We start from the raw sequence: 25,513 nt of genomic DNA, 5'->3' as shown, positions 1-25,513 counted from the left end.
TCGACTCGCTGTCTTGCGCGTCAGGCGGCGTTTTCCTCGGTCGGAGGGCCGAACCTCTGAAGCATCTTCGACTTGATCTGGTCGCGCGTCTGACGATAGGCGGCAAGCTTGGTTTCGCGCGTCTCGCCGATGCCGGTCGGGTCCATGATCGGCCAGTACTCGACCTCAAGGTGGAAATAGCGCGTCAGCTCAAGCGCCTGGCGTTGGCTTGCCGGAGACAACGCGATCACAAGGTCGAACCCAGACAGGTCATCACCCCACTGCTGCATCTCCTCGAAGCTGCGGGCGCGGTGGCGCGAAAGCTCTACGTCGATCTCCTTGCAGACCGTGACCGCGAAGCCGTCGACCTCCAGGTCGTTCTTGACGCCCGCGGACTGGACGTAGGTCTTGCGACCGTAGAGCTTCTTCATCAACCCTTCCGCCATAGGCGAACGGACGGCGTTGTGGTCGCAGCAGAAGAGCACCGAATGCGGCAGCCCGTTGCCCAAGGTCACCCTCCGAAATGCAGGACGCAGATAAGGGTGAAAAGGCGGCGGGCGGTGTCGATATCCAGTTCCGCCTTGCCCTCGAGCCGCTCGATGAGGATGCGCGCGCCCTCGTTGTGGATGCCGCGACGCGCCATGTCGATCGCCTCGATCTGGCTGGGCGGCAGGCGCTTGACCGCCTCGAAGTAGCTTTCGCAGATCTGGAAGTAGTCCTTCACCACCTGGCGGAAGGGCCCCAGGGACAGGTGGATTTCGCCCACCTTGTCGCCGGCCTCGGACTGGATATCGAAGACCAGCCGTTTTTCGCGGATCGCCAGGCCCAGCCGGAATGGGCCGGCGGGCGCGGGGCCGTCGCCACGGTTCGGCAGAGAAAAGCTGTTGTCCTCAAGCAGGTCGAATACCGCGACCTTGCGCTCTTGCTCCACCTCGGGCGTGGGCGCGGGCAGACCTGTGTCGTCGATGTCGATCTGGCAGATGCGGGCCATTACGCGCCTCCTTCGTTCAGGCGATCGAGCCGGGCGCGCACGGACAGCCCGTGCGCCTCGAGGCTCTCGGACACCGCCAGCCGCTCGGCGGCGGGGCCGATGGCTGCCAGCGCGGCCGGCGTCATCCGGGCCAGGGTCGTGCGCTTGAGAAAGTCCATCACCGATAGTCCGCTTGAAAACCGCGCCGAACGCGCGGTCGGCAAAACGTGGTTCGGCCCGCCCACGTAGTCGCCGATCGCCTCGGGTGTCCAGTGTCCCAGGAAGATCGCGCCGGCATGGATCGTCAGCGCCGAAAGCGCCTCGGGGTCCGCCACGCACAGCTCGAGGTGCTCTGGCGCGACGCGATTGGAAAGGTCCGCAGCCTCGGCCAGGTCCCTGACGACGATCACGGCGCCGTAGTCGCGCCAGGATGCGCCCGCGATCGCACGCCGCTCCAACGTCTCCAACCGCTTGTCGACGGCGGCGGCCACTGCCTGCCCGAAATCGGCGTCATCCGTCACCAAAATCGACTGCGCGCTTTCGTCATGCTCGGCCTGGCTGAGCAGGTCCAGCGCGATCCAGTCGGGGTCATTGTCGCGGTCGGCGATCACAAGGATCTCGGACGGGCCCGCGATCATGTCGATCCCGACGCGACCGAATACGCGCCGCTTTGCCGCGGCGACATAGGCGTTTCCGGGCCCGGTGATCTTGTCGACCGGCCGGATCGTGGCGGTGCCGTAGGCCATCGCCGCGATCGCCTGCGCCCCGCCGATCCGGTAGACGGTGTCGACGCCCGAAAGCCGCGCCGCCAGAAGGACCAAGGGATTGACTGCGCCGCCCGGTGTCGGACAGGCGATCACCAGCCGCTCGACCCCCGCGACCTTTGCGGGAATCGCATTCATCAGGACCGAGGACGGATAGGAGGCAAGCCCGCCGGGCACATAAAGCCCCGCCGCCGACACCGGCCCCCATCGCCAGCCCAGTTCAGCTCCAAAGGCATCGGTCCACCGCGCGTCCGAGGGCATCTGACGTTCGTGATAGGCACGGATGCGTTCAGCCGCCATTTCCAGCGCCACCCGGTCCTCGGCCCCGACCTTGGCGCACTCTGCCTCGATCTCGGCCTCGGAAAAGGCAAGCGTCTCGGTCGTCAGATTCAGCCGGTCGAATTTCGCCGTCAGCTCGATCACTGCCTGATCGCCGCGCGCCCTGACGTCCGCGATGATGTTTGCCACCGCCGCGTCCACGTCGGGCGCGTCCTCGCGCTTCATGGACAGCAGCGCCGCGAACGCCGCTTCGAAACCGTCCGCGCTGGTGTTCAGGAAATGGGGCATGGGCGAACTCCTCGTCTTTCGCCCACTTACCGAAGCCGGCGTCCCGCCTCAAGCACCCGCGGACGCCAAGACGCACGGGCGTTGCCGATCCGCCCGGCTGACCGTCAGTCCGGATGCGTAGGCGCTTTTCTCGACGGCGCCGCGTAGGGCCGCGACACGTCCTTCAGGGTGACGTCCAGGCATTCCGCCGCAACCGAGATCGCCCCGTCGCCTGCCAGGGTGATCATCAGACGTCCCGTGCCATCCTCGAGCGGCTCCCACGCCAGCGACAGAACCGAAAGGACCGTGTCGCGATCCGACCGATCGATTCCCTGCGATGCGACGCCCTGCACATCGCCGATCATCAAAACCGATTGCACCCGTTCGTAGACCCGCTTTCTTGCCTCGGCAGCCGTGCGGTCCTCCCAGCGGAACCGGTTCAGCAACAGCGCCAGTTCGCGCCGCCGCCGGTCGTAACGGATTTCGGTGATCGGCAGGACCGCGTCCTGCACCAGCGCCGAAATCACGCCAAGATCCTCGGCCGTTTCCGCCCTCAGCGCCAGCGGCCGCTCCGCCCCGTCCTCGAAGGTCGCATCAACCATGGTTCATTCGCCCCTGATCCGCTCCACGTCCGCACCGCACGCAGACAGCTTTTCCTCGACGCGTTCGTAACCCCGGTCAAGATGGTAGACGCGGCTCACGACGGTTTCGCCTTCTGCGGCGAGGCCTGCAAGGATGAGGCTGACCGAGGCGCGAAGGTCGGTCGCCATCACCGGCGCACCCTTCAGGCGCTCGACACCGGTCACCGTCGCGTGGCCGCCATGCACGTCGATCTGCGCGCCCATGCGCATCAGTTCCGGCGCATGCATGAAACGGTTTTCGAAGATCGTCTCCTCCAGGACGCTCACCCCCTCGGCGGTGCACATCAGCGCCATCATCTGCGCCTGCAGATCGGTTGGAAAACCGGGGAAAACCTCGGTCTTCACATCGACCGCACGGATCCGACCGTTCTTGCGCGAAACCTTGAGGCCCTTGTCGGTCTGAGCGATCGACACCCCCGCGGCGTCCAGCTTTTCGCAGAAGGCCGGCAGCAGGTCGATGCGGCCGCCGATCAGTTCGACCTCGCCCCCGGCAATCGCGGGCGCGATCATGTAGGTGCCAAGCTCGATCCGGTCGGCGACGACCGGGTGGGTCGCTCCGTGCAGGCGGTCCACCCCTTCGACAGTGATGGTGCCGGTGCCTTCGCCCTCGATCTGCGCCCCCATCGAGCGCAGGCACCTGACCAGGTCCACGATCTCGGGTTCGCGCGCGGCGTTCTTCAGGACCGTCGTGCCCTTGGCAAGGGTGGCGGCCATCACGATGTTTTCCGTGGCACCGACGCTGGCGAAGCGCTGTTCGATCACCGCGCCCTTGAGCCCGCCCGGCGCCTCGGCGTGAAGGTAGCCGTCCTTCAGTTCGATCGTCGCGCCAAGCGCCTCAAGGCCGGATATGTGGATATCCATCGGCCGCGCGCCGATCGCACAGCCGCCGGGCAGCGACACGACCGCACGCCCCGCCCGCGCCAGCAGCGGCCCCAGCACAAGGTTCGAAGCGCGCATCTTGCGGACGATGTCATACTCTGCGGTCAGGTTCGACAGGTCATGGCTCGACATCGCCAGAACCCTGCCATCCTGCATCGAGGTGACCTCTGCCCCCAGCGACTGCAGCAGCGTCGTCATCGTCCGGATGTCCGACAACCGCGGCGCGTTCGTCAGCGTCAGCGGTTCGTCTGACAGAAGCGTCGCGGGCATCAGCGCCAGACAGGCGTTCTTCGCGCCCGCGATCGGTATGCTGCCCTTCAGGGGGCCGTTGCCCCGTACAAGAATCGAGTCCACTGACCTAGCTTTCTTTCTTCTGCCCCGTGCCGTCCGCGTCCGCCGCTTTCGCGCCGCGTGCGCGCGCCTGCGCCTTGCGCCGCGCGATGTTCGACTTCAGCGCCGCCTTGAGCCGCGCCTCGCGCGTTTCAGCGCCTTTTTCGGCGGATGTATTCGGGGGTTTCCTGTCCATGGCGCCCTTCCTACAGCGGATGGCAAAAAGGGTCCAGATTGCCCTTGCGCGCCGCGCGGTTTGCGTCTAACACGCGCCCCACGAAATCGGGCTGCGGTAGCTCAGTGGTAGAGCACTCCCTTGGTAAGGGAGAGGTCGAGAGTTCAATCCTCTCTCGCAGCACCATCGCCCCAAAGAAAACTGATGAAAATCAGCTAATTGCTGAGAATGATCGGTTTTCAATCCACCTTTTCATCCACCAACGTGGCACGCTGGATTGCGCGCAAGCGCACCGGCATTCGCGCCGTCTGGCGCATTGAAAGGGTATCGAAATGACGAAGGAACTCAGCACGACGCGGCGCGACATGCTCGCATCGGCTTCACTGGCGGACTTGGTGGCGGTCTCGGGCATCTCTACTGCCGCAATCTCGGAAGCGGCGCAGGTGTCGACCATTGAGGCGCTGTTCAACGAGTGGAAGGCGCTACGAGCGTCACCCCTGCCGGAAGTCTGCCCCGACGCCTTGCTCGATGAGCGCTGCGTGGCACTGGACGCGATCGAGCGGCGGATCTTCGGCCTGCCGCCCGCATCGTTGCGAGACCTTTACATCAAGGTCCACATGGCAGACTTGGGCGGCGCCTTCGATGGATGGGATGCCGATCTTCTGGCGACAGAGGCACAGCAAGCCCTTGGCGCCGACGCCGTCACCGTCTGAGCGACACGGGCCGGGCCACAGCGCCCGGCCTTTCTCCATCCCCGAAAGGAAAGACCATGAAACGACTGGCAGCACTCTGCCTCCTGCTCTCTGCCTGCACGGCCGGTGACAACGGGGCGGCACTGGCGACCTGGAACGGCGCCACGCTTGAGGACGCAATCGCCCAATGGGGCTACCCCGACGCTGAGCGATCGGTCGCTGGCGCGAAGCAATACGACTGGGTGAAGTCCTACCAGACCGTAGGAACCTACGGAGACGCCGGGCAGCATACGTTCATCTGCACGCGCACCCTGACACTCAGCCAGGGCCGGGTGGTCGATGCCAAGGCGACCGGGAACGCTTGTCCGTTCGATACATCGAAATTCGCCCGGCGCTGAACCGCGGCAAGGCCAAGTCCTGACGGGCGCCCCCTTCGCGATGAGGGGGGCGTCTTTCTGTACCGGGGGGAGCCTTCGGCAGGGGGGTGGGGGGGAAATCGCGCACGCCGATATCTCTACTCGACCCCTACACGCGCGGTTTTCAATTTTTTTCATAGCGAGATCGGCGCATCGTTGGCTGCCTGCTTAAGATTGCTGGTTGGACCACAACCGGACAACAGGAGATTCAAGCAGATGGGTGGCCATTCGTCAAACAATCTTGGGAGTTGATGGCGATCTAATCTCAAAAATCAGCCGCAAAATCAATGTTCTCAAATGGATTGGGATGTATGGTCCGCGCGACGAATATCCCAGTGATCGGGACGCCCGGAAACCTCTGAGACAGAACCGTATGCATAGCGCGATAGTGCCTTCCGACGGTCAGAACATCATCAAAAATACCAATTGCCGTTGGCAAAGGGAGTGAGAGCGCTTCATCAATCTGGTAGTTTGCTAGAAGTTCTTCCACCGACGCGCGGTTGCCGCCTTCGGCTGTGTGCGAGGCTTCCATTGAAGCGATCTGCTTGACAAGACAACGGACATCTAAGCTAGGCCGTATCCCCCGACAAATCTGTTCCATGCGGTCATCATAGTCAGGGTGCCCTATCGCCTTCGAACCTGGAGTGGGTACTAAGGTCGCATGGTCTAACCACTTCGGATTTAGAGCGTCTGCGAACTCCTTGGAAACCTGCTTGATGCAACGGCCCTTGTGATGCCAACCCGCTTTAGTTAGGCGTTCACTTGGTTTCTTCTTCAGGTTCCAAATGAGACTGTTGGTCTCCCCTTTGAAGCCGGCGCTCGCCTTGTACTCGCGGAGAAAGATGCAGTTATCTTCTTCAATAAGAGCACTGTGATCGGCCCTTATTAATTCGTCAACCTTTGTGAAACTCATTCGAATGGCAATGCCTTCCAAATGTCAGCCGGCTCACGAACCCGGATGGCGCCTTCTTTTTCAAATCGTGCAGGCCACGTGATAGCGGGATTATTAAAGCAGCTATCCAAAATGAATAGCTTTCGACCTTGATAAAGGGCGGCGCGTGCTTGAGTTAGCGTTCCGGATGTTTCTCCGGCCTCCACGATGATTGTCCCCTCTGTCAGTGCGCTCATGGTCGCGTTCCGCTCCGGGAAATAATACCTCCTGTGCTGAAATGGTTGTGCAGCATATCGAAGCACTGGAACTTGCGACACGAGCAAGTGTTCTTGCGCTATGCGCGTTTGCAGTTCTGCATTCTCCTTTGGGTAACTCTCACCGAGTGGCGTGCCGATCACAGCTATCGTCCGGCCACCTGCTTCGAGCGCAGCTTCGTGGGCAGCTTTATCAACACCGGCAGCAAGGCCGGAAACCACAGCGAACTTCCGCGCCACAAGTTCTCTCGCAAGGCGCGCGGCCCGCTTAATGCCTTCCTCGGACGGCTTACGGCTTCCGACTACGGCAAGACTCCGCATTTCGCTGAGTTCCCAGGTGCCTTGGTAGTAGAGAAGCTCAACGGGATACTTGGCGTCACGCAGTCTCGCTGGATAGTCACCTGCCTTGTTGATGCGCACTCCAAAGTGGTAAACGCCCGACTTATGCAGGCTCTCGATTACCGCAGTGGCGGTCTGATCCGCCTCAAACGGTGAGACAAAATCTGACGGTAAAGCTGTTTCATCCGAGGCGAATTTCTCAGCTAATGTCTTGAAAGTAGCGCCTTGCTGCATGAACAGCGCCTCATAGGCACCAAGTTCTCGCCGTGGTGAGATGGTTGATCGCGCCGGCCCATCGTCACAAGTCAGGGCCAACCTACTCACGGCATGTCAACGCGCTGTTAGCAGTCATTTGCGTCTCCCTCAGCCATCAGTCGAAGCTGATTTTTGCCTAGATTGCTCCGAAGGTCAGTCAATGACAATACCTAGCGCCCACCATGGCGCTTGGGCATACGTATTCCTGCAGTCGTTCGTGCATCCGCTCGCCTACACATCATAAGGCATTCTTGGTGCATGACCAATCTCTCTGCCATCACGCCCCGCCCCGCTCGCATCTCACCCCGTGTCCGCGCCGCTGTAGGCTTCAGGGTGCGTAAAAACCTGTCGATCGCCAACGCGGCCGAGAAGGCCGGCCTGAGCCGTAACGGCTTCGCCAAGGCGCTCAAGCGGACGGTGGTGCAGGACCTGATCCGGGAGGAACAGGAGAGCATGGCGCGAGACGTTGGCCATCTGCGCGCCGTGGCGCGGCTTCGGGCGCTGGAGGTCGCGCGGGACATTCTTGAGACGGGGAGCGAGAACGCCAAGCTGCGGGTGATTGACCTACTCCTGCGCGAGGGCAAGGCGGCGACAGAGGTCAACGTTTCCGTGGACGCCCGGCAGAGGGATCGGGGCGGCTACGAGTACGTGCGGCCCGGCCAGCAAATCGTGGAAGTCGTTGATGGGCACAAAGGCGTTACGGATGCTGGAGTCTCTGCAAGCGAAGACGCCGATTATCCGGTTCATGTTGGGACAGTTGCCCAAAGAGGAAGACACGCTGCGCGTGGCCATGACCATGTCGCAGGTGATGCACAATCTCTGACGCCCATCTAACCGGCTCCGGGACTGATGATCGGTCCCGGAGCATCTTTCAAATTCGCCTTTCAATATCACGTGCTGGCTACGACTATTTCGGCGCATCATCGCGTCCCAACTGCCGAGCAACCCACCTGCGAAGCCGGACGCACCAGCCTACGGCATTGTCGCCCAGGATGTCACAGACAAGCAGGCAAATCAGGAACGGCGCCAACAGAAGCGTCAGAAAGACCTGCTTCGCCCCTTTCGAGGACGGAACGCGCCTGAAACGATGCGGGGGTTCGGGTGTCGGCGACGACATGACTGACCTTGATCTGTACGATAGGAAACGGAACAACTCACGACGCTGATGGGGACACTGGATCGCCGAGAATTGGCTATCAAGCCCTTGACATTGCTTTCTAAACACCGCCCCAAAAGGAGCAATATTTCGCCGTTTTGCTGCCGCATTTCGACGGTTCTCCGCCATGTTTCCACCCAATTCTTGAATTGAATGCGCTCCGCGGAAGTCCTGAGGCATCCGAACCGGGCGATTCCATGGCGCGCGCCACATTGCCGCCACCATGGCCAGCGCAGGACACGCGAGCGGAGATGCCATTCGAACCCTTCCCGCTTCATGGCCCCGATGCGCATGAAGAGCAGCTCTTTCCGCGCCCGCTCATTGCCTGCGACCAGGCCGGTTGAAAGGATCCGCGACAGCCGGTAGGCTCAACTTTCAAGAGATCTGGTATACTCATGAAAATTATGCGCCCCGGAGGGAACCGATGCCTCTGACCGCAAAGCAATCAGCCTTCGTCTCCGCCTATCTCGGCGTCCCGGTGCCGAAACCGGGCCAAGAGCGCGTCGCACCAGCGCGGCCGGAAGGTGCCGGCAGGGTCTCCTTCGTCGAGCTGCAAAAGCTCCGTCTTTCATGGGACAAGTGTCGCAAGGACGTGATCCGGCAGGTGGACTCACTGGAAGCCAAGATTGTCGCCCATTTCAAGGACGCGGAGGACGCGCGCGAGGTCGCCGAAACGGCCACGAAACTGCAGAGCGTGCTTGAAAACATCGACGAAAGCCTGCTTGACACGCTCGATGCGGCGTTGAACGCCGACGATCCGAAGGAGCGCGCAGATCTGCAGCGTGAGGCTGGCGCGATCACGCGGGATTACATCGCGTTGCTCGACAGCGATCCGATCCTGTTGATGATCGACGACAATCCGTTCCAGACGACGACAGTGCGCGCCGCCCTGCGGGTGGCGCTGAACGATCTGAGGGGGGTGCTCGGCTAGGCTCTGAGCCGATACGCGAACGAAGCACGGCACAGCAAGGGAGAGACGCCCATGTCCCAATTCGACACGAACATGGATGAGGACGAATACCGCACCTTCGTGACTCGTCTGCGCGACGCCTCGCCCAAAAGGCGAGATCGCGACGAGACTCCGATCGACGTCGCGCACTTCGCTAGACTCCACCAGACGGCGCAAGAGTATTCCGAGCGGTCTAGGACATATCGACCAGCACTTAGGGGCGACGCGCACGCCTACCAGCAACAGATCAAGATGCTTCTGCCGACGCTCAAGTCGCCCGAGGATACAAGATTCGAGCGCGCCCTTCGTTCGCAAATGAAAGAGTGGGAAGAACTATCAAGGCTCTGCGACCGGTTTATCCGTGCGTATCGGGTCGAAATGGGGACGCCGATCCCCGATGATATGGACCCTGTTATCGAGGCAAGAGGGCGGGATCGCACACCTCGGAAGCCCAAACTGCCAGACACGCTCTACACGGTCGACGGCCCTAGGGCGGTATATATGGGAACACGAGAGGGGCTGTCGTTCAGGAAAGCCACCAAGGACACGATCAACTTGCAGACGCATTGCGGGATCTGCCGCAATCCCATTAATCCCGGCGACGAAACCGATATCGACCACAAGGACAGCTGGGCGGCGTTTCAGGATAAACCGCCGGGCGTGCCGCTCACAGTCATCTGCTACCAGGGATGGCACTTTCATGCGTTCATGAAAGACGAGATGACCGTGGCCTACAATTACATCCCGAACCTTCAGCGTGCGCATAAGGACTGCAATACGCGCAAGAACGGCGAGAAGGGGCTGTACCACCAGTCGATCCATTCCATCGGCCGTTGTCCCGGCGAGGAATGCGACGCGATCAAGGTGCGCAAGGGGTAGACCTGGCGGCTCGGCTGCACTGCTCTTGCTTGGGCTGTCAGCGCAGTTCGACCCCGCCCTATCGACGCAGCAGGCGCCACCGAGGCCAGCGCAGGACGCGCGACCCGTTCACTCGGCTTGCATCGGCTGCTGCGCCGGGTGAGCGGCCCTTACAAGCGCAAAATGAGCAGAGCTTCCGAAAAGGCCGGGTGACATGGCGCGATAGGCGCGTAGGGGCAGGCTGTGCAGGCATCGGGCACTTCCGTGCAGACACAACGCCGGAACCGCGATGCGGTCGTATCCGGCCTCTCAGAGCCGCACAGCGGCATTACACCGCGCCGGATCTGTAATACGCCATCCCAGACGCCCGGAAGGGGGCTGGCGGGTGCAGGTATATACCCGAGGGCCGTTCGATATATACCCAAGCCTTACACAATAGGTGATTTCACCCGCGCGAGTTGGTCAGCCCGAAACCGCCCGCCGGTTCCGCCTCATCGCGCGAAAACCCAATGCAGCAAGAAAATTGCGCGAAGAAAGGACGACGGCAAAGCGGGAAGGGGTGGATGTTCTCACGGGCGGCAGCCTCTCGCTCGCCCGTCCGACGCCCGCAAAACGATACTGGATTGACCCAAAGCGATGTTGGATTGGCTCAAACACATACCGGATTGAGCCAATCGCATACCGGATTGGATGGGCAGATCCTGCTCAGCCTCCTACGGCCTTGAAGAAGTCAGGAAGGCGCGACGGGGTAATCTCGCCCGGCAGCCAGAAATCCCGCTTCTTCCGCTTCGCGGCCCGCGCCACAGCGTCCGCGGCGTCGGGGTCCAGTAGCAACAGCAACTGGTCGCTGAACATACGGTCGAGCGCTTCACCCAATACCGGCAAGTCAAAGCCCGGCGCATAGCGATCGAGCGCGCGAACAGCGTCCTTGGCGAAGTGCGTCTCCTTGCCCGTGGCGAGGTTCAGGGCGTTCCCGAAGATCAGCCCCCAGGCGTCCTGACCGGCCGAGAGGACAGGCCCCGCCGCGTAGGCCGGCAGCCCTCCAAAGGGACGCTCCGCAGAGCCTGCCACGTCGCCCAGAAGACCGAAGGCACCGCCCTTGAGGGCAGCGGTGGCCCAGAACTCGGGCGTGGTCATGTCGCTCGGGTCACGGCCGCTCACGAGGTCGGTAATCTGCAACGCGATGGCGCCCATGATGGTGGCGCCGGCAGCCATGTTGGCGGCGTAGCTGGCCCGGCTCGGCCAGGTCGGCAGCGACATGATGCGGCGGTACTGGTTCACCGTGAAGGTCATGGTGAAACTCTTGAACATCAGGCCAGACTTGGCGAGTTCATAGCCGATCGAACCGGGCGGCATTCCGCCCTCGACAAAGGCGCGCGCCCAAGTCGAATTGGTCGGCACGGCAAACTCGGTCTGCTCCTCTACAATCGATTGCAGCCGCAGGAACAAGTCGTCAGCCTCGGCGCGGGACATGTCCGTGGCTTCTCGCCAATAGATGGGACTCGCGAAGGTGGCGCCGTTCGATGCAGTGAAGAGCGTGGCGGGATCGGTGAAGGCTGCCCATTCACTTTCTGTGATGCCCTTGTCCCGCAGAAGTCCGCGCAAAGGCTCGTCAACGTCCGCCAGCTTCCGGCCTGCCTGCGAGGCAAAGTGCCCGCTCATCTCCATCTGGAAAGCAATGCGGGCGTAGTCGGTCCACCCAGATAGCCCCTGGATGCGCAGGACGCCGGATGAGAGCCGTTCAGCCAGTTCGGCAGGGGGAACCTCGCTCTGGAACCTCGCGAGCGCCAGTCCGGGGTCTGCGAGCGTGTCCGCGATCCATCCAGCCCTGAGCGCTTCTTCACGGCTCATGCCATCGGCCATCAGCTTCACATGGCGCGTCAGTACGTTGCCGGGGTTCATGCCGATCGACGCCGCGGCCATCCGCATGCTGTTGGTATCCGAGAATGCCGAAATCACGGCGCGATCGAGAAAGGCCGCGGTGAGGACGTGTCGGGTGGTCGACATGAATGACGCGACAGCCTCTTGCCACGGCCCGGCCGGCACGAGGCTACCGTTCAAGATGACCATCATGCGCTTCGCGTGCGCCGCGTTGCCCTCGATCCGCCGCGCCAACTGCACGTCGCCCATCTCGCGCGCACGGCCCACGGCAAGCTGCGCGCGGTAGTCCATGCCCAGCGCCGGGTTCGGCCCAAATTCGCGGATCATCGCGATGTCGCGCGCCATCTTGTGAACGTGTGAAATGATGGTGGCGAACGGATCGCCGGTCCCGAAGCGCTTGTTGTACTCGATCCAGTCATCAGCCGACCGGAAGGGCAGCGTGCGCTCGTGGCTGCGGCGCAGGGCAAGGCTTTCCCCGTCAGAGCGCCCATAGACCGCCTCACTCGCCTGCTTGCCGAAAGCCAGATTGTCGTAAACCTCGCGCAGGATGGCGTCCTGCACCTCGATTGGGGGCATGGCTCCGGGCTCGGCCAGCGGTCGGCCGGTCAGGCGGTCTTCCATCTTGTCCCAAGCGATGCGGCCTCGCGCCGCTGCCGTCCAGGCGTCATATCCTGCTTTGCGAATGGCGCGCTGGTTGTGGGTGTGGGGCAAGCCCCAGTTTTCCAACTTACCGATCAGCCCGCCCGCCTCGTTGAACATCAGCCGCAAATCCTCGAAGGCCTGGCGCACGCTGTTGGCAATCGCGATGCTGGCCAAGTCGCCCGTGCTCTCACCGTGAAGCTCCCGCACCACGTTGCGAAGCTGCGCCGGATTGCGCGTTCGGCCCAGCAGGTCGCGGTGGTGGTCCTTCAAGAGGCCAGCAAGCCGAGAATGCCAGGCACGCACGATGGCCCTTTGCTGCCCGATGACCGATGCCGCGCGGTTAGGAGAGTTGGCGGCGAATTCGAGCGCGTCGGTTGCGATGGTGCCGATCTGATCCGATTGCGCGACTATCGCCTCGGCCCGGCGCCGCGCGGCCATTGTCGCAGTGTAGACGTGGCGCTTGTTGCCCGCCTCCTTCCTGAGTGCGGCCTTCACATCCTCCGCGGCAAGCCCTTCGGCCACATGGCGTGGATGCCCTTGGCGCTCGTATTTGTCGGCAAGGTCGCGCCAGAGACGCTGCGCCAGCTTCCCGCGCTCTTTGTCAGCAGAGCCCTCGTCGATCGCATCCTGAAGACAGTCGAAGAAACTCATTGGCCAGACCTCTCAGCAATCAGCGCGTCCATTCTGGCACAGATTTCGTCCGTCTCGCGCTGCACAGCGTCGAGCCAAGCCAGCGCCTCGTTCGCCATCATGTCCGGTACGCCTTCGCCAAGCGTCCAGCCTGGCACCGGGAAATCTCCATCGAGTGCGATCTGGGCCCGCAGTTCGGTCGCGCGTTCGTCGTTCAGCGCGCGCCGTTCCGCTGATCCGAACTCGGTGCCATAGCGTTTGTCTGTTTCTGCGTTCGCCGTCATGCTTGTTCTCCTGTTCAGCATGGGTCGCCCCAGTTCTCGGTTTCACGCTCCTTCAGCGCCGCTAGCCTCGCTTTCCATCGACGTTGTTCAGGCGACAGGTCCTCATCCGGCACCGGATCTCGCCAACGTTGATTATTGAGCCATTTGGCAAGGCCCATCGAGACGCCTCTCGCGACCCGGTCAGTTTCAGCGTATCGCCTGGCGCCTGCGATGATTGCCTCTGCGTCTGCACCTCTCTTCATCGCCCGCTGAAAGACTTTGAGCGCAGGTTCTTCGCCTTCCTTTCTTGGGTATTCTTTCCATAGCCTCTGGAACAGTTCTGAGATGTCGGAAGGTTTCAGAGCTTGTTCATTGTCTGAGAGAAGAGATTTTCCATCTCTCACGCATTCCCCTTGAGGGGTTAGGGGTGTTTCTTCCTTTTGGTGTTCTTTCGTCTTGGTAGGCTTATGTACCCCCGATTTTCCGAAACTCGGTTTAACCGAAGTACGGGAAACCCCGGTTTCGGTGGGAGTATCGGAAACGTCCCAAGACCATCCGCCAAAACGCCCTTCATCGCCCCTGACTCGCTCAATGCGGAGATACCCAGAGGCCTTTAGTTCGGCTTTGACGCGTTGGTATCTATTCTCACCCAGGCGAGCACGCTGTTGAAGGTCACGGTCACGAAACACCCAGCCCTCGGCCATTGAAAGCAGGAGCCCGAGAAACCCGATCGCCTCCATCGAAAGCCGCTCATCGGCGAAGATGCGATTGGGAATGCCGGTCCAGCCCTGACGCTTGGAAAGCGTGCTCGCCCCACTGCTGCCCTGTGTCGATCTATTCGCCATGGCACCCCCCTTTCGGAAACCGGTCGGGCAGCATCGCTTCCAGAAGTGCCCCGTCCTGGCCCGCGAGATGGCACCAGAGCCGCACGAGGGCGTCGCGGGTCTGACAGTAGTGCCGCCCCTCCCATCGGGCTGTATCCGGGCCTCCACAGCGAGCCTGGTGCTGGAGCACCCACTGAATCCCGCAGTTGCCTTCGATAATCCGCCAGCGGCCGGATCGGATGATTTCGGCGCAGTAGGTGTCGCTGCTCTCGCGGTGATCGAGTTTGATCGGGACTGAGGCGTTCATCCCTCGCCCCCTTCGATCGGCAGAACGGCCGACTCCAGCCGGTAGACGCCGTGCGCGCCGCCATAGGAGCCATCGTTCGCTTCGTAGCTGGTTCGGATCGCGACGCCGGCCTTCCGAAGATTGTGCACATACCCGGCCAATCTGAGCCCGGCCGGCAATTGTCTCGCGGACAAGCCCTCGTCGCCAGCCTTCAACAGGAGGGATAGGAGCCAAGCGCTGCGGCCGGTCACCTTCAGGCGCTGATCGCCATCTTTGGTAGTTACTCGGAATTCCATCGTGGATCGCCTTTGTTGCGCGATCCGGGGGAGGATGGTATCTGTGGCCTTGCGAGGAACCACAATTACCCCCTGCCACCCGGTTCGGTTGGTGGGGGTTTTTGTTAGGCAGCGTTGCGAGCGTCCTTGGCTCGTTTGATTACCGCCAGAAGTTCAGAAAGCGGCCAGCGACTCAGCCCGCCAATCTTGACAGGCGGCGGAATTGTCCCATCGGCCACCCGACGACGGAAGGATGACTTCGAGAAGCCCATAACGTTCGCCCCCTCAATGTCGCTCAGCATTGGGTCGACCGCCTGGGTGGCTTCGAAGGCTTGGCTTTGGCTGGTCTGTTTGATCGGGGATTCGAATTCCAACTTGGACATGACTGCATCTCATGGTTGCTCACCTGAGGTCATGCTGGCACACTCAAAACGGGTCGGTCGAAAGGGAAAACTCAGGATTTTCTGTCTAGTTTTCCCTTAGCTGCCAAATCAAAGAGCGATGGCAGATCGCGCGAGAACGCGCCCGAACGAATTGCCATCAACCTGTCGAGACGTTCGCCAGTTAGCCTATCAATCGCGGCGCGGAGTGGCTCCAGTGTGCGCCGTGAAGAATCTACGCCGAGAGCTTTGAATACTTCATGGCAGACATTGCTAAACTCGCCAGAAGCCAGCCCCTCAGCAGACGAACTCTTGGCAGGCATCTCGCCTCGCCCAATCACGTAGATTTCAGCCACCGCCTCAGCAATACGAAACGCTGCGTCTTTACGTGGTCTGCCACCGCGAGCGCGTGCAGCCGCCTCGTCTAAATACTCTGCTAACGCCACAAGGCCGGGACCCAGCGCCAGCAGCTGATCTACTGCATCCTGTGTGCGGTTCGGTATCACGCCATCGCGCTCAGATGAGGAGGAAAGCTCGAAATCGACAAAGCTCTTCGACGTGATTGCCAACGCATCGGCCGAGCCCTTCACCCGCAGAACGTCTTCGATGAAGCGCTCGAGCCGCTCGCGCTCAACCTTTGCCGTCTTGGCGGCGTTGTCCCGTGAGCTATCGCGAAGCCGGACCTCGAGTTTCAAGGCGTATGCTGGCGCTCTTGCCTTCACCGTTGCCCATCCGATCCTCTCAAGGATCGACTGAAGATCCGGCCTCACTTCCGCACCATCTGCACGACTTTGCCCTCGCCACCCGTCACAAAGTCCGCCCAGCGCTCCATCAGGACGCGGCGCTGCTCCAGAAAGTCCGATCGCTGGTAGGCACGCGCAACCTTCGTGCCTGTAACGTGGGCCAAGCATGTCTCGGCAACCTGCTCAGGCGCGTCTGTAGCCTCGGCAAGCCAGGTCCTGAAACTAGTCCTGAAACCATGCGGGCGTGCATCCATACCGCGGCGCTCCATGAGGCGGGACCACGTCGCATCAGAAATCACGCCCTTACGGATGCTTGGAAACAAGTAGCCATCACGGGCAAAAGGCTTCGCCTGTTCGATCACCCCAAGAGCCTCCTGCGAAAGCGGAACCCTGAAATCGGAGACCTGACCCTTGCGGCCCTTCATCAACTCGGCCGGAATGGTCCAAACGTCGCCCGCGATCTGCTCCATCCGGCAAAACCGAACTGGCTTCGAACGTGCTGCCGAAAGGACCAGAAGCCGCAGCGCCAGATGCGTTACCGAACCGTCATTCAGGCTCGCGTAGAAATCGGGGACCTCTTTCCATGGCAGAGCCGGGATGTGTTGGATCACATGCCTAGACTTGCCAAGCAGGGCTCTCGTCTTCTCCGTCGCGAGCAAATCGACCTCTAGCCCCATGGCGGCCGCGTGGCGCATTACGATGCTTAGGCGGGTCAGTGCCTTCTTCGCGGCATCGGCCTTGTCGTGCCAGATCGGCGCGAGGACGCGCTTAAGGTCGTTCTGGTCGATTTCCTCGATCGGCACTGTCCCAAGTTTCGGCAGGACATGCATTTCCAGCGGCGAGAACCATCGGCCGGCTTTCCCGTCATCCTTCAACTCCGCCTTCCGCGCCTCGAAGGCTTCCCTCGCTACAGTGCTGAGAGTGTTGTCTGCGCGGGCAGCTTCGCGCTTCTGGCGATTTCGAACCTTGATTGGATCTTGGCCGTCCCGAAGAACTGCACGCCATTTAGCAACCGACTCACGAGCTTCAGCCAACCCAACCTCGGGATACTTGCCGAGCCCCATTTCGGGGCGACGGTCGTGAAGGGTGTACCGAAAAACCCATTGAGCGCCTCCATCGGAGCGCTTTACGAACCACAACCCGTCGCCATCTGCGTACTTTCCAGGCTTGGAACGCTCTATCTGTTTTGAAGAGAGTTTGTAGCGCATAATCCAATCCACCTCTCAATCCACCACTAGATATGGCACAAAATGAACCGCCGTGAAATAGGATGAAACAGATTTCCTCTTGAAAATCAGTAGTTTTTTGAGATGTTGACTGCGGATGAGACAGGTTGGCAAGGCAATTCAATGCCCTCTCGCAGCACCAGTTACTCCGAAATCGTTGGCACTCGCCCCTTGGTCAGGATCGTGATCCCGTGCCATGGTGCGCCCATGTGTGGACGTTTCTCGGCCCCCAGCCTGACAGCGGCGCAAATGCAGGAGATCGTCGAGGGTTTTCTGCGCGGCCCATTCCGCGTCGATGACGTCGCGCCGCCCGCGGCGGGCGGCTACAACATCAAGCCCACGCAGCAGGTCACGGTGCTGGGCGGAATGGACGTGCCGGTGCTCACGACCGCAAGGTGGTGGTTCGTCCCGCGCTGGTTCGACGGCGCGGTCGAGGACTGGAAGCAGACGACCTTCAACGCGCGCATCGAAAGCGCATCGGAAAAGCCGACCTTCCGGGCCGCCTGGGACAAGGGACGTTGCGTCATTCCGGCGCTTGGCTATTTCGAATGGACCGGCCCGAAAGGCCATCGCAAGCCATGGTTCATCTCGCTGGACACAAACGCGCCCGTGTTTTTCTTTGCGGGCCTCGCATCGCGGCTTCGCGACGGCACGCGCACCTGCACGATCCTGACGCGCCCGGCACTTCCCCAGATCGCGGGACTTCATGACCGCATGCCAGTGATCGTGAGCCCAGATGACATCGCTCTCTGGATCGCCGGGGAAATCGATACGAAGACCGCCCGAGAAACCCTTGGCACGGGCTGGGATGGCCGCTTTCGTTTCCATCGCGTGGCTCCGCTGACACGCGATTCTGATGGCCCCGAAGTGATCGAGCCCGTGGGCGATGATCGCTGATATGACGCGCATGACCCTGCCTGCGCTTGGTTCGCACGGCGAAATGAGGCATGACTGGCGGATGGAACGAAGTTCAGGGCAGACGGTCCGCGCCCTTGTCGCGCACGGACGCTTCCGGGGCGGCTTATGGCTGGCTCTTTGCCTGCTTGCCGTTTCGGCCTGCACCTCGGTTCCCTTCGATGCGGCCGATCGCGCCGCGATCCGCCCCGGCGCAAACCCGGGCCAGCCTGCCTACGCCCTGCCCGTCGCCCGGCCGGAGCCCGCGCAGATATATCCGCTCGTGTCCGGGGAAGAGACGCTTGCGACCTGGCTCGACCTGATCGGCCAGGCCAAAGGCCGCATCGACGTCATGACCTACATCATGCGCGCCGACCGATCCGGGCGCGCCGTTTCGCAGGCGCTTCTGGACGCGGCCGATCGGGGTGTGCACGTGCGCCTGCTGATCGACGATGTCTTCATGGCGATGAAGGACGACCGCGTCGGCGGCCTGACGAGCCACCCGAACATCGACATTCGCGCCTTCAATCCGTTCTCGCGCCATGCGCCCGCAGTTCTTGGCTATGTGCTGGACCACACCCGCGTGAACCGGCGCATGCACAACAAGGCGCTGATCGTAGACGGGCGAACCGCCATCGTCGGCGGGCGGAACGTGGGCGACGAATATTTCGGGCAGGACCCCTACCTGCATTTCGCCGATTTCGACATCCTGCTTCGCGGCGGCGCTGTCGGCCCGCTGTCAGCGGGCTTCGAACTTTACTGGCGGGATCGGCTCGCCGTGCCCTATCAGCGCCTCAAGCCCCGGCTCGGCTCTGAAGGCGCGTTTCAGGCGGTAATTGAAGCGCCCGGCGATCTTGGCCCCCTTCCCGAAAGTGCGACGGCAAGGCTTGCCAGAGGGAAGGCGCGCGAATGGCCAGGCAAGGCCGAGTTCATCATGGATCTGCCCTCGAAACTGTCCATGAATCCGCGCAGCGCGCCCCAACCGGTCGCAGAGGCGCTGTATGCCAGCCTGCGGGCAGCGCAGTCCGAGGTTCTTATCGTCACACCCTATTTCGTGCCGCAGGATCAGGGCTCGGAACTGCTTGAGTCGCTCGAGGAGCGAGGCGTTGACGTGACCGTCGTCACCAATTCCCTTGCCACGACGAACCATTCCATCGTGCATGGAACCTATTCCCGCTATCGGGACAGACTGGCGGCACGGGGCGTCGATTTCTACGAGATCCGGGCGGACGCGGGCGCGATCCTGGAACCGGGCGCCAGCATTCCGGTCGACCGCACCGTCATGCATTCGAAGCTGATCATCGTGGATCGCCGCTTCGTGCTGATCGGGTCTCCCAATCTTGACCCGCGATCGCTGAAGCTGAACACCGAACACATCTATCGCATCGACAGCCCAGCACTGGCCCGCCACCTTTCGGACCAATGGGGTCGCATCGCGGACACTGCGGCCTATCACGTGGACGTGGGCGAAACCGGGCTTCCGCGCTGGTTGCGCCGCAAGGGGTCGGACCGCACGACCTTCCTTCCAAATCCGGACGCAGGCTTCTTTGCGCGCTTCATCGCCATCCTTGGTGGCATCCTGCCGATAGAGGAAGACCTTTGACCCTTAAGGATCGGGAAAACGCGGCGGGACCAGCGAGGACTGGAACCAGCTGACGAAGCTGTACATCGAATAGACGGGCAGCCCCGTCGCACGCCGGATGTCCGCTGCATAGGGCAGCATGTTCGTGCATTCCAGAACGATCGCCCCCAGGTCCGTATGCGCCGCCGCAAGCGCCCGCGCCGCGTCCACGTTGTCGGCCCGCGCCGCCGCGACGTCCAGCGCCGGTTCATTGTCAAGGATCGCGCGCGTGAATTCGCGCAACCCCTCGGTCGTGCCGATGGGCGTCCCCTTGGGCACACCCGCCCGTTCCAGGTGCAAGGGGGTCAGCGTCGAGGCAGAGATGGTCAGGACGCCCGCGCGCTGTCCGGGCGGAAGCGTCGCGTTCACCATGCCCACCTGCATCAGCGACGAGGCGGCAACCGGGACGCCGACGGCCTCGGCCAGCTCCTTCTGGTAGAGAGACAGGAAGCCGCAATTGGTCGTGATCCCGTCCGCGCCATCCGCCACCAGTTCCCGCGCCGCGGCGATGAACCGGTCCAGCAACCCCTCGGCGCCCTTGCGCACCACCCGATCGGGCGAGGCGTCTCGGACCACGCGGTAGTGCACCGGAAAGGGCCAGGTCAGCGCGTTGCCCATGTCGCCGGGAATGCGGGGAAAGCGTGCCTCAAGCATCAGGATGCCGACCGCGGCACCGTAGACGGCCTTGCCACCGCTCACCTTCATCAATCGGCCTCCAGAACGCGGCCGAAAACCGTCTGCGGCCCGTCGACATAGATCGCGGAATAGCCCTCCTTCACAGCGGCCACGATCTGATCCATGCGCTTGGCGATGTGCGCCTGCATGATGGCGGCTGCGCGATCCTCGGCGCGGGCCAGCAGCGCCTGTGCCATGTCCCTGTGCTCGGCCTTGGTCGCGGCAACCCTGTGGCCCATGTCCACCCAGCGGATGAACCGGATGCGATCGTTCACCGCCTCGATCTGGCGGACAAGCTCCGCGTTTTCGCCCGCGCGCGCGATCGCAAGGTGAAAGGATTCGTCCGCCTCGGTCACCTCGCCGACGGTGCGACCGGCCAGGCCGGTATCCTGCGCGTAAAGGCTGTCGGCCAGCTGCCGAAGCGTCGCATCCTCCGCCCTGCGGCAGGCCAGGCGGATCGACAGTACTTCCAGCGCCTCGCGCAGCTCGTAAAGGTCATGGATCGCGTTCGGCTCAAGCGCGCGGCAGAAAAAGCCCTGGCCGGGATGAAAGTCGACCAGCCGTTCGGCGACCAGCCGATTCAACGCTTCGCGCAGCGGGGTCCGGCTTGCCTCGAGCTCCTGCGCCAGTGCGCCTTCGTTGATGCGTTCGCCCGGCCGGATGCGGAATGTGACCGCCCTTTCCTTGATCGCCGCATAAAGCGCCTCGACCCGGCCCTCGGCCATTTCGCCCCCTCGCATCCTTCGCGGATCAGGTTGACACAGGGCACCCCGCTCCACAAGATGCATCCCTGAATACAGCCCGACATTCAAAGCCAGCCTACGCTTATCCACTGCCCGGCCGTCCGCCGATGAAACATTCAAGGACCGTCCGGGTGTTGCCACAGGATTGCACGGATGACCCAGAGCCCGCTGCATGTCGCGATCATCGGCGCCGGGATCAACGGCGTCGCGACGGCGATCTGGTTGCAGCGCAAGGGCCACCAGGTCACGATCCTGGACCCGCGCGGTCCCGCCGGGGGCACCAGCTACGGAAACGGGGGCGTCCTGGCATCCTGCTCGGTGGTTCCGGTCACGGCGCCCGGACTGCTCGCAAAGGCCCCGCGGATGCTTCTGGACCCGAACCAGCCGCTGTTCCTTCGCTGGTCCTACCTGCCGCGTCTTCTGCCCTGGCTGTTCCCCTACCTGCGTCACGCGAACGCCGCCGATGCCCGCCGCATCGCCCAGGGGTTGACCCCCATCGTCGGCGACAGCCTTGAGCAGCACCGCCAGCTTGCGGAAGGCACCGGGGCCGAGGGCTACATCGTGCCCTGCGACTACAACTTCCTTTACCGAGACAGGGCGCATTATCAGGGGGACGCCTTCGGGTTCGGCCTGCGCCGCGAGATGGGGCTGCGCTGGCGCGAGCTTGAGGGTCGGGAATGGCGCGACTACGAACCGGCCTTTGGTCCCGAAATCGGCTTTGCCGCCAGTTTCGGCGATCACGGCCGCATCAAGGACCCCGGCGGCTATGTCTCGGCCCTCGCGTCCCATGTCGAGCGCCTGGGCGGGCGGCTGCTGCGGTCCGAGGCGACGGCGATCCTGTCGGAAGACGGCCAGGTCACAGGCGTGCGCGCGGGCGGCGACACCATCGCGGCGGATCGCGTGGTCCTGACCGCCGGCGTCTGGTCCGGCACACTCGGCCGCCAACTGGGCCTGAACGTCCCGCTGGAAAGCGAACGGGGCTATCATGTCGAACTTTGGGACCCCTCGATCACGCCGAGGTCCGCCAACATGGTCGCTTCGGGCAAGTTCGTCATCACGCCGATGGAGGGCCGTCTGCGCCTTGCCGGTATCGTCGAATTCGGAGGGCTCGACGCCCCGGCCTCGGACGCGCCGCTGCGGCTTCTGGAACGCCAGGTCCGCGCCGCGATGCCGGACCTGAAATGGAGCCGCAAGGACGAATGGCTGGGGCATCGGCCAGCGCCCACCGACTCGCTTCCCTTCATCGGCAAGGTGCCGGCGATGCGCGGCGCGTTCACGGGCTTCGGCCATCACCACATCGGGCTGACGGCAGGGCCACGGACCGGCCGGATCCTTGCCGGGCTGATCAGCGGCGAGACGCCCAACATAAACCTTGCACCCTATGCACCCGACCGCTTTCAATGACCCGCAAGACAAGAACCAACAGGAGGAAGACATGAAGATCACCGCGACGCTCATGGCCACCGCCGCCCTCTGCCTGGGCGCGACCGCGCTTTCGGCGGAAACCTGGGACATGCCGATGGCCTATCCGGCGACGAACTATCACTCGGAAAACGGGCTGGCTTTCGCCTCTTGCGTAAGGGATGCGACGCAGGGCGGCATCGACATCGTGGTTCACGCCGGCGGCTCGCTGTTTGCGGGCAACGACATCAAGCGCGCGGTCCAGACCGGGCAGGCCCCGATCGGCGAACGTCTGCTGTCGGCGCACGCCAACGAAAATCCGCTTTTCGGTGTCGACTCGATCCCATTCCTTGCCACATCGTTCGACGAGTCCGACAAGCTTTGGGCCGCGGCCAAGGACGCCGTCGCGGCGGCGCTGGACGAACAGAACCTGGTCTATGTCTATTCGGTGCCGTGGCCGCCGCAGGGCTTCTACTTCAAGAAAGAGGTCAATTCGGTCGCGGACATGGCCGGGGTGAAATTCCGCGCCTACAACGCCGCGACGGCGCGCATCGCCGAACTGGCGGGCATGGTCCCGGTCCAGATCGAAGCCGCCGAACTGAGCCAGGCGCTGGCGACCGGCGTGGCCGAGGCCTTCATCTCCTCGGGCTCGACCGGGGTGGATTCAAAGGTCTGGGAAAGCCTGACGCACTTCTATGACGTTCAGGCCTGGCTGCCGCGCAACACGATCTTCGTGAACAAGGACGCCTACAACGCGCTGGACGACGCGGGCAAGGCGGCGCTGATGGATTGCGGCGCCAAGGCGGCCGCCGCGGGCGAGGCGCGCGCCAAGGAACTGACTGATCAGTACCTCAAGACGCTGGCGGAAAACGGCATGACGGTCAGCGGCCCGTCGGACGAACTCAGGGCCGGGCTGCAGGAATTCGGCGCCACCATGACCGAGGAGTGGCTGGCCAGCGCGGGCGAAGACGGCAAGGCCGCCATCGCCGCCTATCGCGGAAACTGACCTCAAACAGCGCGGGGCGGGGCAAACGCCCCGTCCCGCCGCCTGGCAAAGGAGGGGCCAATGGCCGAAGCGGACCCGAATTCAGGCATCCTGCGTCGCACGCTGGACCGGATCTACACTGCGGCAAGCGCTGTCGCGGCGCTCTGCCTGATCGGGATCCTGGTCGTGATCGTGGTGCAGATGTGCGCGCGGTGGTTCGCCTTCACGTTTCCCGGCTCGTCCGAATACGCGGGCTACCTGATGGCGACTGCGTCGTTCCTGGCATTCGCCTCGGCGCTGAATTCCGGCGCGCATATCCGCGTCGGGCTGGCGCTGACGGCGCTCGGACGACACCGCTACTGGGGGGAGCTGTGGTGTCTTGTCATCGCCAGCGCGGCGTCGACCTACCTGGCCTGGTACGCGGTCCGGCTGGTGTACTGGTCCTGGAAGCTCAAGGACGTGAGCCAGGGCCAGGACGCCATGCACTTGTGGATCGTGCAGACGCCCATGGCCTTCGGCGCGTGCCTTCTGGCCGTGGCTTTCGCGGACAACCTTGTCACGTTGATCCTGACCGGGCGCGACAACATCCGCGAAACGCTCGCCGATCAATCCCACGCAGAGTAGGAGCGGACCGTGGCGCATGAATTCTGGCCGCTCGCCATCTTTCTTTTCACCCTGTTCCTGTTGCTTGGATCTGGCGTCTGGATCGGTCTCGCCCTTCTGGGCGTTGCATTCGTGGGGATGGAGCTGTTCACGACCCGCCCCGTGGGCGACGCGATGATGACCACGATCTGGCGGTCTTCGTCGTCCTGGTCGCTGACCGCGCTGCCGCTGTTTATCTGGATGGGGGAAATCCTGTACCGAACACGCCTGTCCCAGGACATGTTCCGCGGGCTCAGCCCCTGGATGGCGCGGCTGCCCGGCGGGCTCTTGCACACGAACGTCGTCGGCTGCACCGTCTTCGCGGCGGTTTCGGGATCATCGGCGGCCACCCTGACGACGGTCGGAAAGATGTCGATCCCCGAACTTCTGCGGCGCGACTACCCCGAACACATGGTCATCGGTACGCTGGCGGGGGCGGCGACGCTGGGGCTAATGATCCCGCCCTCGCTAACGCTGATCGTGTACGGCGTGACGATCAATGAATCGATCACCAAGCTTTTCATCGCGGGCATCCTGCCGGGCCTTGTGCTTGCAATGTTCTTCATGGGCTACATCGCGATCTATTCACGGATCTCCGGAACCTACCGCCCGGCCGCCGAGCCCTCGATGAGCTTTGCCGAAAAGCTCTCGAACTCCCGCTTCCTGATACCGGTCCTCATGCTGATCCTTCTGGTCATCGGCTCCATGTACCTGGGCTTCGCCACCGCGACCGAGGCCGCCTCGTTCGGGGTTCTGGGTTCGATGGCCCTGGCGGGGTTTCAGGGCTCTCTCACCTGGAAGAGCCTGAAGGAAAGCCTGATGGGCGCGACCCGGACGTCGGCGATGATCGCGCTGATCCTTGCCGGCGCCTCGTTCCTGTCACTGTCTATGGGCTTTACCGGCCTGCCGCGGGCGCTGGCGGAATGGATCGGATCACTGAACCTGACGCGGTTCGAGCTTCTGATGGCGCTTCTTGTCTTCTACGTCGTCATCGGCTGCTTCCTTGACGGCATCTCCTCGGTCGTGCTGACCATCGCGGTGGTCGAGCCGATGATCCGGCAGGCGGGGATCGACATCATCTGGTTCGGCATCTTCATCGTCGTGGTGGTGGAAATGGCGCAGATCACTCCGCCCATCGGCTTCAACCTGTTCGTCCTGCAGGGCATGACACGGCACGAGATGAACTTCATCGCGCGGGCGGCTTTCCCGATGTTCCTGATCATGGTCGTCATGGTCTTCGTGCTGATCGCTTTCCCGGAACTCGCGACCTGGCTGCCCGAAAACATGCGCCAGACGCCGGGGTAACC

The 25,513-nt window shown here is 62.8% G+C and carries 29 protein-coding genes and 1 tRNA gene; 12 read left to right on the top strand and 18 right to left on the bottom strand.

The genetic code is table 11. The annotated features are described in order from the left end of the window. Positions 1-20: 20 nt before the first annotated feature. From OEW28_RS16575 to OEW28_RS16550, 6 genes are all read right to left on the bottom strand, one after another. Positions 21-488, bottom strand: coding sequence for an arsenate-mycothiol transferase ArsC (locus tag OEW28_RS16575; RefSeq protein WP_263735914.1), 468 nt, complete (start codon positions 486-488; stop codon positions 21-23). A 2-nt stretch (positions 489-490) separates the two neighbouring features. Further along, positions 491-970: a UPF0262 family protein gene (locus tag OEW28_RS16570; RefSeq protein WP_263735913.1), complete on the bottom strand. Its 480-nt coding sequence runs from the start codon at positions 968-970 to the stop codon at positions 491-493. Then, on the bottom strand, positions 970-2,280 hold the full coding sequence (gene hisD, locus OEW28_RS16565) for a histidinol dehydrogenase (protein WP_263735912.1): 1,311 nt from the start codon (positions 2,278-2,280) through the stop codon (positions 970-972). Before hisD ends, OEW28_RS16570 begins: the two co-directional genes overlap by 1 nt. Positions 2,281-2,384: 104 nt before the next feature. Continuing rightward, the gene (locus OEW28_RS16560; RefSeq protein WP_263735911.1) at positions 2,385-2,861 is read right to left on the bottom strand and encodes a DUF2948 family protein; all 477 of its coding nucleotides are present in this window, start codon (positions 2,859-2,861) and stop codon (positions 2,385-2,387) included. Between the two features lie 3 nt (positions 2,862-2,864). Then, the gene (gene murA / locus OEW28_RS16555; RefSeq protein WP_263735910.1) at positions 2,865-4,133 is read right to left on the bottom strand and encodes a UDP-N-acetylglucosamine 1-carboxyvinyltransferase; all 1,269 of its coding nucleotides are present in this window, start codon (positions 4,131-4,133) and stop codon (positions 2,865-2,867) included. Between the two features lie 4 nt (positions 4,134-4,137). Then, the gene (locus OEW28_RS16550; RefSeq protein WP_263735909.1) at positions 4,138-4,305 is read right to left on the bottom strand and encodes a hypothetical protein; all 168 of its coding nucleotides are present in this window, start codon (positions 4,303-4,305) and stop codon (positions 4,138-4,140) included. A gap of 90 nt (positions 4,306-4,395) precedes the next feature. Here OEW28_RS16550 and OEW28_RS16545 point away from each other — a divergent pair. From OEW28_RS16545 to OEW28_RS16535, 3 genes are all read left to right on the top strand, one after another. Next, positions 4,396-4,470 (top strand) — tRNA-Thr (locus OEW28_RS16545). A 146-nt stretch (positions 4,471-4,616) separates the two neighbouring features. Further along, entirely contained in the window at positions 4,617-4,997 is a 381-nt protein-coding gene (locus tag OEW28_RS16540) for a hypothetical protein (protein ID WP_263735908.1), read from the top strand. Between the two features lie 56 nt (positions 4,998-5,053). Continuing rightward, a complete protein-coding gene (locus OEW28_RS16535) occupies positions 5,054-5,374 on the top strand; it encodes a hypothetical protein (RefSeq protein WP_263735907.1) in 321 nt (106 codons plus the stop codon). A 283-nt stretch (positions 5,375-5,657) separates the two neighbouring features. Here the strand turns inward: OEW28_RS16535 and OEW28_RS16530 are convergent, their stop codons facing one another. Further along, on the bottom strand, positions 5,658-6,305 hold the full coding sequence (locus OEW28_RS16530; RefSeq protein ID WP_263735906.1) for a hypothetical protein: 648 nt from the start codon (positions 6,303-6,305) through the stop codon (positions 5,658-5,660). Then, on the bottom strand, positions 6,302-7,111 hold the full coding sequence (locus OEW28_RS16525) for a DNA-processing protein DprA (protein WP_263735905.1): 810 nt from the start codon (positions 7,109-7,111) through the stop codon (positions 6,302-6,304). The genes OEW28_RS16530 and OEW28_RS16525 overlap by 4 nt, the downstream gene beginning before the upstream one ends. A gap of 279 nt (positions 7,112-7,390) precedes the next feature. Between OEW28_RS16525 and OEW28_RS16520 the strand changes: the two genes are divergently transcribed. The 3 genes from OEW28_RS16520 to OEW28_RS16510 all read left to right on the top strand — a co-directional run bounded on the left by OEW28_RS16520 (position 7,391) and on the right by OEW28_RS16510 (position 10,116). After that, positions 7,391-7,966: a hypothetical protein gene (locus OEW28_RS16520; RefSeq protein ID WP_263735904.1), complete on the top strand. Its 576-nt coding sequence runs from the start codon at positions 7,391-7,393 to the stop codon at positions 7,964-7,966. A 746-nt stretch (positions 7,967-8,712) separates the two neighbouring features. Further along, a complete protein-coding gene (locus tag OEW28_RS16515; protein ID WP_263735903.1) occupies positions 8,713-9,219 on the top strand; it encodes a hypothetical protein in 507 nt (168 codons plus the stop codon). 51 nt (positions 9,220-9,270) lie between these two features. Then, a complete protein-coding gene (locus OEW28_RS16510; protein ID WP_263735902.1) occupies positions 9,271-10,116 on the top strand; it encodes a hypothetical protein in 846 nt (281 codons plus the stop codon). Positions 10,117-10,800: 684 nt separating this feature from the next. Here OEW28_RS16510 and OEW28_RS16505 read toward each other — a convergent pair. The 8 genes from OEW28_RS16505 to OEW28_RS16470 form a co-directional block, all read right to left on the bottom strand. Further along, on the bottom strand, positions 10,801-13,269 hold the full coding sequence (locus tag OEW28_RS16505) for a hypothetical protein (RefSeq protein ID WP_263735901.1): 2,469 nt from the start codon (positions 13,267-13,269) through the stop codon (positions 10,801-10,803). Further along, positions 13,266-13,532, bottom strand: a complete 267-nt coding sequence (locus tag OEW28_RS16500; protein WP_263735900.1) for a hypothetical protein — start codon at positions 13,530-13,532, stop codon at positions 13,266-13,268. Before OEW28_RS16500 ends, OEW28_RS16505 begins: the two co-directional genes overlap by 4 nt. A 14-nt stretch (positions 13,533-13,546) precedes the next feature. Continuing rightward, complete coding sequence (locus OEW28_RS16495) at positions 13,547-14,356, bottom strand: hypothetical protein (protein ID WP_263735899.1); 810 nt, start codon at positions 14,354-14,356, stop codon at positions 13,547-13,549. Then, a complete protein-coding gene (locus tag OEW28_RS16490) occupies positions 14,346-14,642 on the bottom strand; it encodes a hypothetical protein (RefSeq protein ID WP_263735898.1) in 297 nt (98 codons plus the stop codon). Before OEW28_RS16490 ends, OEW28_RS16495 begins: the two co-directional genes overlap by 11 nt. Beyond that, positions 14,639-14,917, bottom strand: coding sequence for a winged helix domain-containing protein (locus tag OEW28_RS16485; protein WP_263735896.1), 279 nt, complete (start codon positions 14,915-14,917; stop codon positions 14,639-14,641). Before OEW28_RS16485 ends, OEW28_RS16490 begins: the two co-directional genes overlap by 4 nt. 104 nt (positions 14,918-15,021) lie before the next feature. Continuing rightward, positions 15,022-15,279, bottom strand: a complete 258-nt coding sequence (locus OEW28_RS16480) for a helix-turn-helix transcriptional regulator (RefSeq protein WP_263735895.1) — start codon at positions 15,277-15,279, stop codon at positions 15,022-15,024. Positions 15,280-15,350: 71 nt separating this feature from the next. Further along, entirely contained in the window at positions 15,351-15,971 is a 621-nt protein-coding gene (locus OEW28_RS16475; protein ID WP_263735894.1) for a hypothetical protein, read from the bottom strand. A gap of 71 nt (positions 15,972-16,042) precedes the next feature. Then, positions 16,043-17,227 (bottom strand): tyrosine-type recombinase/integrase, encoded by a 1,185-nt coding sequence (locus tag OEW28_RS16470; RefSeq protein WP_263735893.1) that lies wholly within the window; start codon positions 17,225-17,227, stop codon positions 16,043-16,045. A gap of 225 nt (positions 17,228-17,452) precedes the next feature. On the opposite strand from OEW28_RS16470, the gene OEW28_RS16465 reads away from it, so the two are divergent. Together OEW28_RS16465 and OEW28_RS16460 are read left to right on the top strand one after the other, a co-directional pair. Next, a complete protein-coding gene (locus tag OEW28_RS16465) occupies positions 17,453-18,142 on the top strand; it encodes an SOS response-associated peptidase (protein WP_263735892.1) in 690 nt (229 codons plus the stop codon). Then, positions 18,132-19,742 carry a phospholipase D-like domain-containing protein gene (locus OEW28_RS16460; RefSeq protein ID WP_263735891.1) on the top strand — a complete coding sequence of 537 codons (1,611 nt, stop codon included), beginning with the start codon at positions 18,132-18,134 and terminating at the stop codon, positions 19,740-19,742. Before OEW28_RS16465 ends, OEW28_RS16460 begins: the two co-directional genes overlap by 11 nt. A 3-nt stretch (positions 19,743-19,745) precedes the next feature. On the opposite strand, the gene OEW28_RS16455 is transcribed toward OEW28_RS16460, so the two are convergent. Together OEW28_RS16455 and OEW28_RS16450 are read right to left on the bottom strand one after the other, a co-directional pair. Further along, on the bottom strand, positions 19,746-20,465 hold the full coding sequence (locus OEW28_RS16455) for an aspartate/glutamate racemase family protein (RefSeq protein ID WP_263735890.1): 720 nt from the start codon (positions 20,463-20,465) through the stop codon (positions 19,746-19,748). Further along, the gene (locus tag OEW28_RS16450; RefSeq protein ID WP_263735889.1) at positions 20,465-21,160 is read right to left on the bottom strand and encodes a GntR family transcriptional regulator; all 696 of its coding nucleotides are present in this window, start codon (positions 21,158-21,160) and stop codon (positions 20,465-20,467) included. Before OEW28_RS16450 ends, OEW28_RS16455 begins: the two co-directional genes overlap by 1 nt. A 171-nt stretch (positions 21,161-21,331) precedes the next feature. Between OEW28_RS16450 and OEW28_RS16445 the strand changes: the two genes are divergently transcribed. Genes OEW28_RS16445 through OEW28_RS16430 form a run of 4 tightly spaced genes read left to right on the top strand, consistent with a single transcriptional unit; the run spans position 21,332 to position 25,511 of the window. Continuing rightward, on the top strand, positions 21,332-22,582 hold the full coding sequence (locus tag OEW28_RS16445) for an NAD(P)/FAD-dependent oxidoreductase (RefSeq protein ID WP_263735888.1): 1,251 nt from the start codon (positions 21,332-21,334) through the stop codon (positions 22,580-22,582). Between the two features lie 31 nt (positions 22,583-22,613). Then, positions 22,614-23,585, top strand: coding sequence for a TRAP transporter substrate-binding protein (locus OEW28_RS16440; RefSeq protein WP_263735887.1), 972 nt, complete (start codon positions 22,614-22,616; stop codon positions 23,583-23,585). 60 nt (positions 23,586-23,645) lie between these two features. Then, entirely contained in the window at positions 23,646-24,188 is a 543-nt protein-coding gene (locus tag OEW28_RS16435) for a TRAP transporter small permease (protein ID WP_263735886.1), read from the top strand. A 9-nt stretch (positions 24,189-24,197) separates the two neighbouring features. Then, positions 24,198-25,511: a TRAP transporter large permease gene (locus OEW28_RS16430; RefSeq protein WP_263735885.1), complete on the top strand. Its 1,314-nt coding sequence runs from the start codon at positions 24,198-24,200 to the stop codon at positions 25,509-25,511. The last annotated feature ends 2 nt before the right edge of the window (positions 25,512-25,513 follow it).

Origin of the sequence: Albidovulum marisflavi, from assembly GCF_025751435.1 — a bacterium.
Classification (GTDB): domain Bacteria; phylum Pseudomonadota; class Alphaproteobacteria; order Rhodobacterales; family Rhodobacteraceae; genus Albidovulum; species Albidovulum marisflavi.
Note: the sequence above shows the minus strand (reverse complement) of the source record. Positions and strands in the feature narration are given on the sequence as shown.

Excerpts from the sequence above, each read along its gene's own strand:
- OEW28_RS16570 (WP_263735913.1), bottom strand. The coding sequence starts at position 970 with ATGGCCCGCATCTGCCAGATCGACATCGACGACACAGGTCTGCCCGCG.
- hisD (WP_263735912.1), bottom strand. The coding sequence starts at position 2,280 with ATGCCCCATTTCCTGAACACCAGCGCGGACGGTTTCGAAGCGGCGTTC.
- OEW28_RS16560 (WP_263735911.1), bottom strand. The coding sequence starts at position 2,861 with ATGGTTGATGCGACCTTCGAGGACGGGGCGGAGCGGCCGCTGGCGCTG.
- OEW28_RS16550 (WP_263735909.1), bottom strand. The coding sequence starts at position 4,305 with ATGGACAGGAAACCCCCGAATACATCCGCCGAAAAAGGCGCTGAAACG.
- OEW28_RS16540 (WP_263735908.1), top strand. The coding sequence starts at position 4,617 with ATGACGAAGGAACTCAGCACGACGCGGCGCGACATGCTCGCATCGGCT.
- OEW28_RS16535 (WP_263735907.1), top strand. The coding sequence starts at position 5,054 with ATGAAACGACTGGCAGCACTCTGCCTCCTGCTCTCTGCCTGCACGGCC.
- OEW28_RS16530 (WP_263735906.1), bottom strand. The coding sequence starts at position 6,305 with ATGAGTTTCACAAAGGTTGACGAATTAATAAGGGCCGATCACAGTGCT.
- OEW28_RS16525 (WP_263735905.1), bottom strand. The coding sequence starts at position 7,111 with ATGCAGCAAGGCGCTACTTTCAAGACATTAGCTGAGAAATTCGCCTCG.
- OEW28_RS16520 (WP_263735904.1), top strand. The coding sequence starts at position 7,391 with ATGACCAATCTCTCTGCCATCACGCCCCGCCCCGCTCGCATCTCACCC.
- OEW28_RS16515 (WP_263735903.1), top strand. The coding sequence starts at position 8,713 with ATGCCTCTGACCGCAAAGCAATCAGCCTTCGTCTCCGCCTATCTCGGC.
- OEW28_RS16510 (WP_263735902.1), top strand. The coding sequence starts at position 9,271 with ATGTCCCAATTCGACACGAACATGGATGAGGACGAATACCGCACCTTC.
- OEW28_RS16505 (WP_263735901.1), bottom strand. The coding sequence starts at position 13,269 with ATGAGTTTCTTCGACTGTCTTCAGGATGCGATCGACGAGGGCTCTGCT.
- OEW28_RS16500 (WP_263735900.1), bottom strand. The coding sequence starts at position 13,532 with ATGACGGCGAACGCAGAAACAGACAAACGCTATGGCACCGAGTTCGGA.
- OEW28_RS16495 (WP_263735899.1), bottom strand. The coding sequence starts at position 14,356 with ATGGCGAATAGATCGACACAGGGCAGCAGTGGGGCGAGCACGCTTTCC.
- OEW28_RS16490 (WP_263735898.1), bottom strand. The coding sequence starts at position 14,642 with ATGAACGCCTCAGTCCCGATCAAACTCGATCACCGCGAGAGCAGCGAC.
- OEW28_RS16485 (WP_263735896.1), bottom strand. The coding sequence starts at position 14,917 with ATGGAATTCCGAGTAACTACCAAAGATGGCGATCAGCGCCTGAAGGTG.
- OEW28_RS16480 (WP_263735895.1), bottom strand. The coding sequence starts at position 15,279 with ATGTCCAAGTTGGAATTCGAATCCCCGATCAAACAGACCAGCCAAAGC.
- OEW28_RS16470 (WP_263735893.1), bottom strand. The coding sequence starts at position 17,227 with ATGCGCTACAAACTCTCTTCAAAACAGATAGAGCGTTCCAAGCCTGGA.
- OEW28_RS16465 (WP_263735892.1), top strand. The coding sequence starts at position 17,453 with ATGTGTGGACGTTTCTCGGCCCCCAGCCTGACAGCGGCGCAAATGCAG.
- OEW28_RS16460 (WP_263735891.1), top strand. The coding sequence starts at position 18,132 with ATGATCGCTGATATGACGCGCATGACCCTGCCTGCGCTTGGTTCGCAC.
- OEW28_RS16455 (WP_263735890.1), bottom strand. The coding sequence starts at position 20,465 with ATGAAGGTGAGCGGTGGCAAGGCCGTCTACGGTGCCGCGGTCGGCATC.
- OEW28_RS16450 (WP_263735889.1), bottom strand. The coding sequence starts at position 21,160 with ATGGCCGAGGGCCGGGTCGAGGCGCTTTATGCGGCGATCAAGGAAAGG.
- OEW28_RS16445 (WP_263735888.1), top strand. The coding sequence starts at position 21,332 with ATGACCCAGAGCCCGCTGCATGTCGCGATCATCGGCGCCGGGATCAAC.
- OEW28_RS16440 (WP_263735887.1), top strand. The coding sequence starts at position 22,614 with ATGAAGATCACCGCGACGCTCATGGCCACCGCCGCCCTCTGCCTGGGC.
- OEW28_RS16435 (WP_263735886.1), top strand. The coding sequence starts at position 23,646 with ATGGCCGAAGCGGACCCGAATTCAGGCATCCTGCGTCGCACGCTGGAC.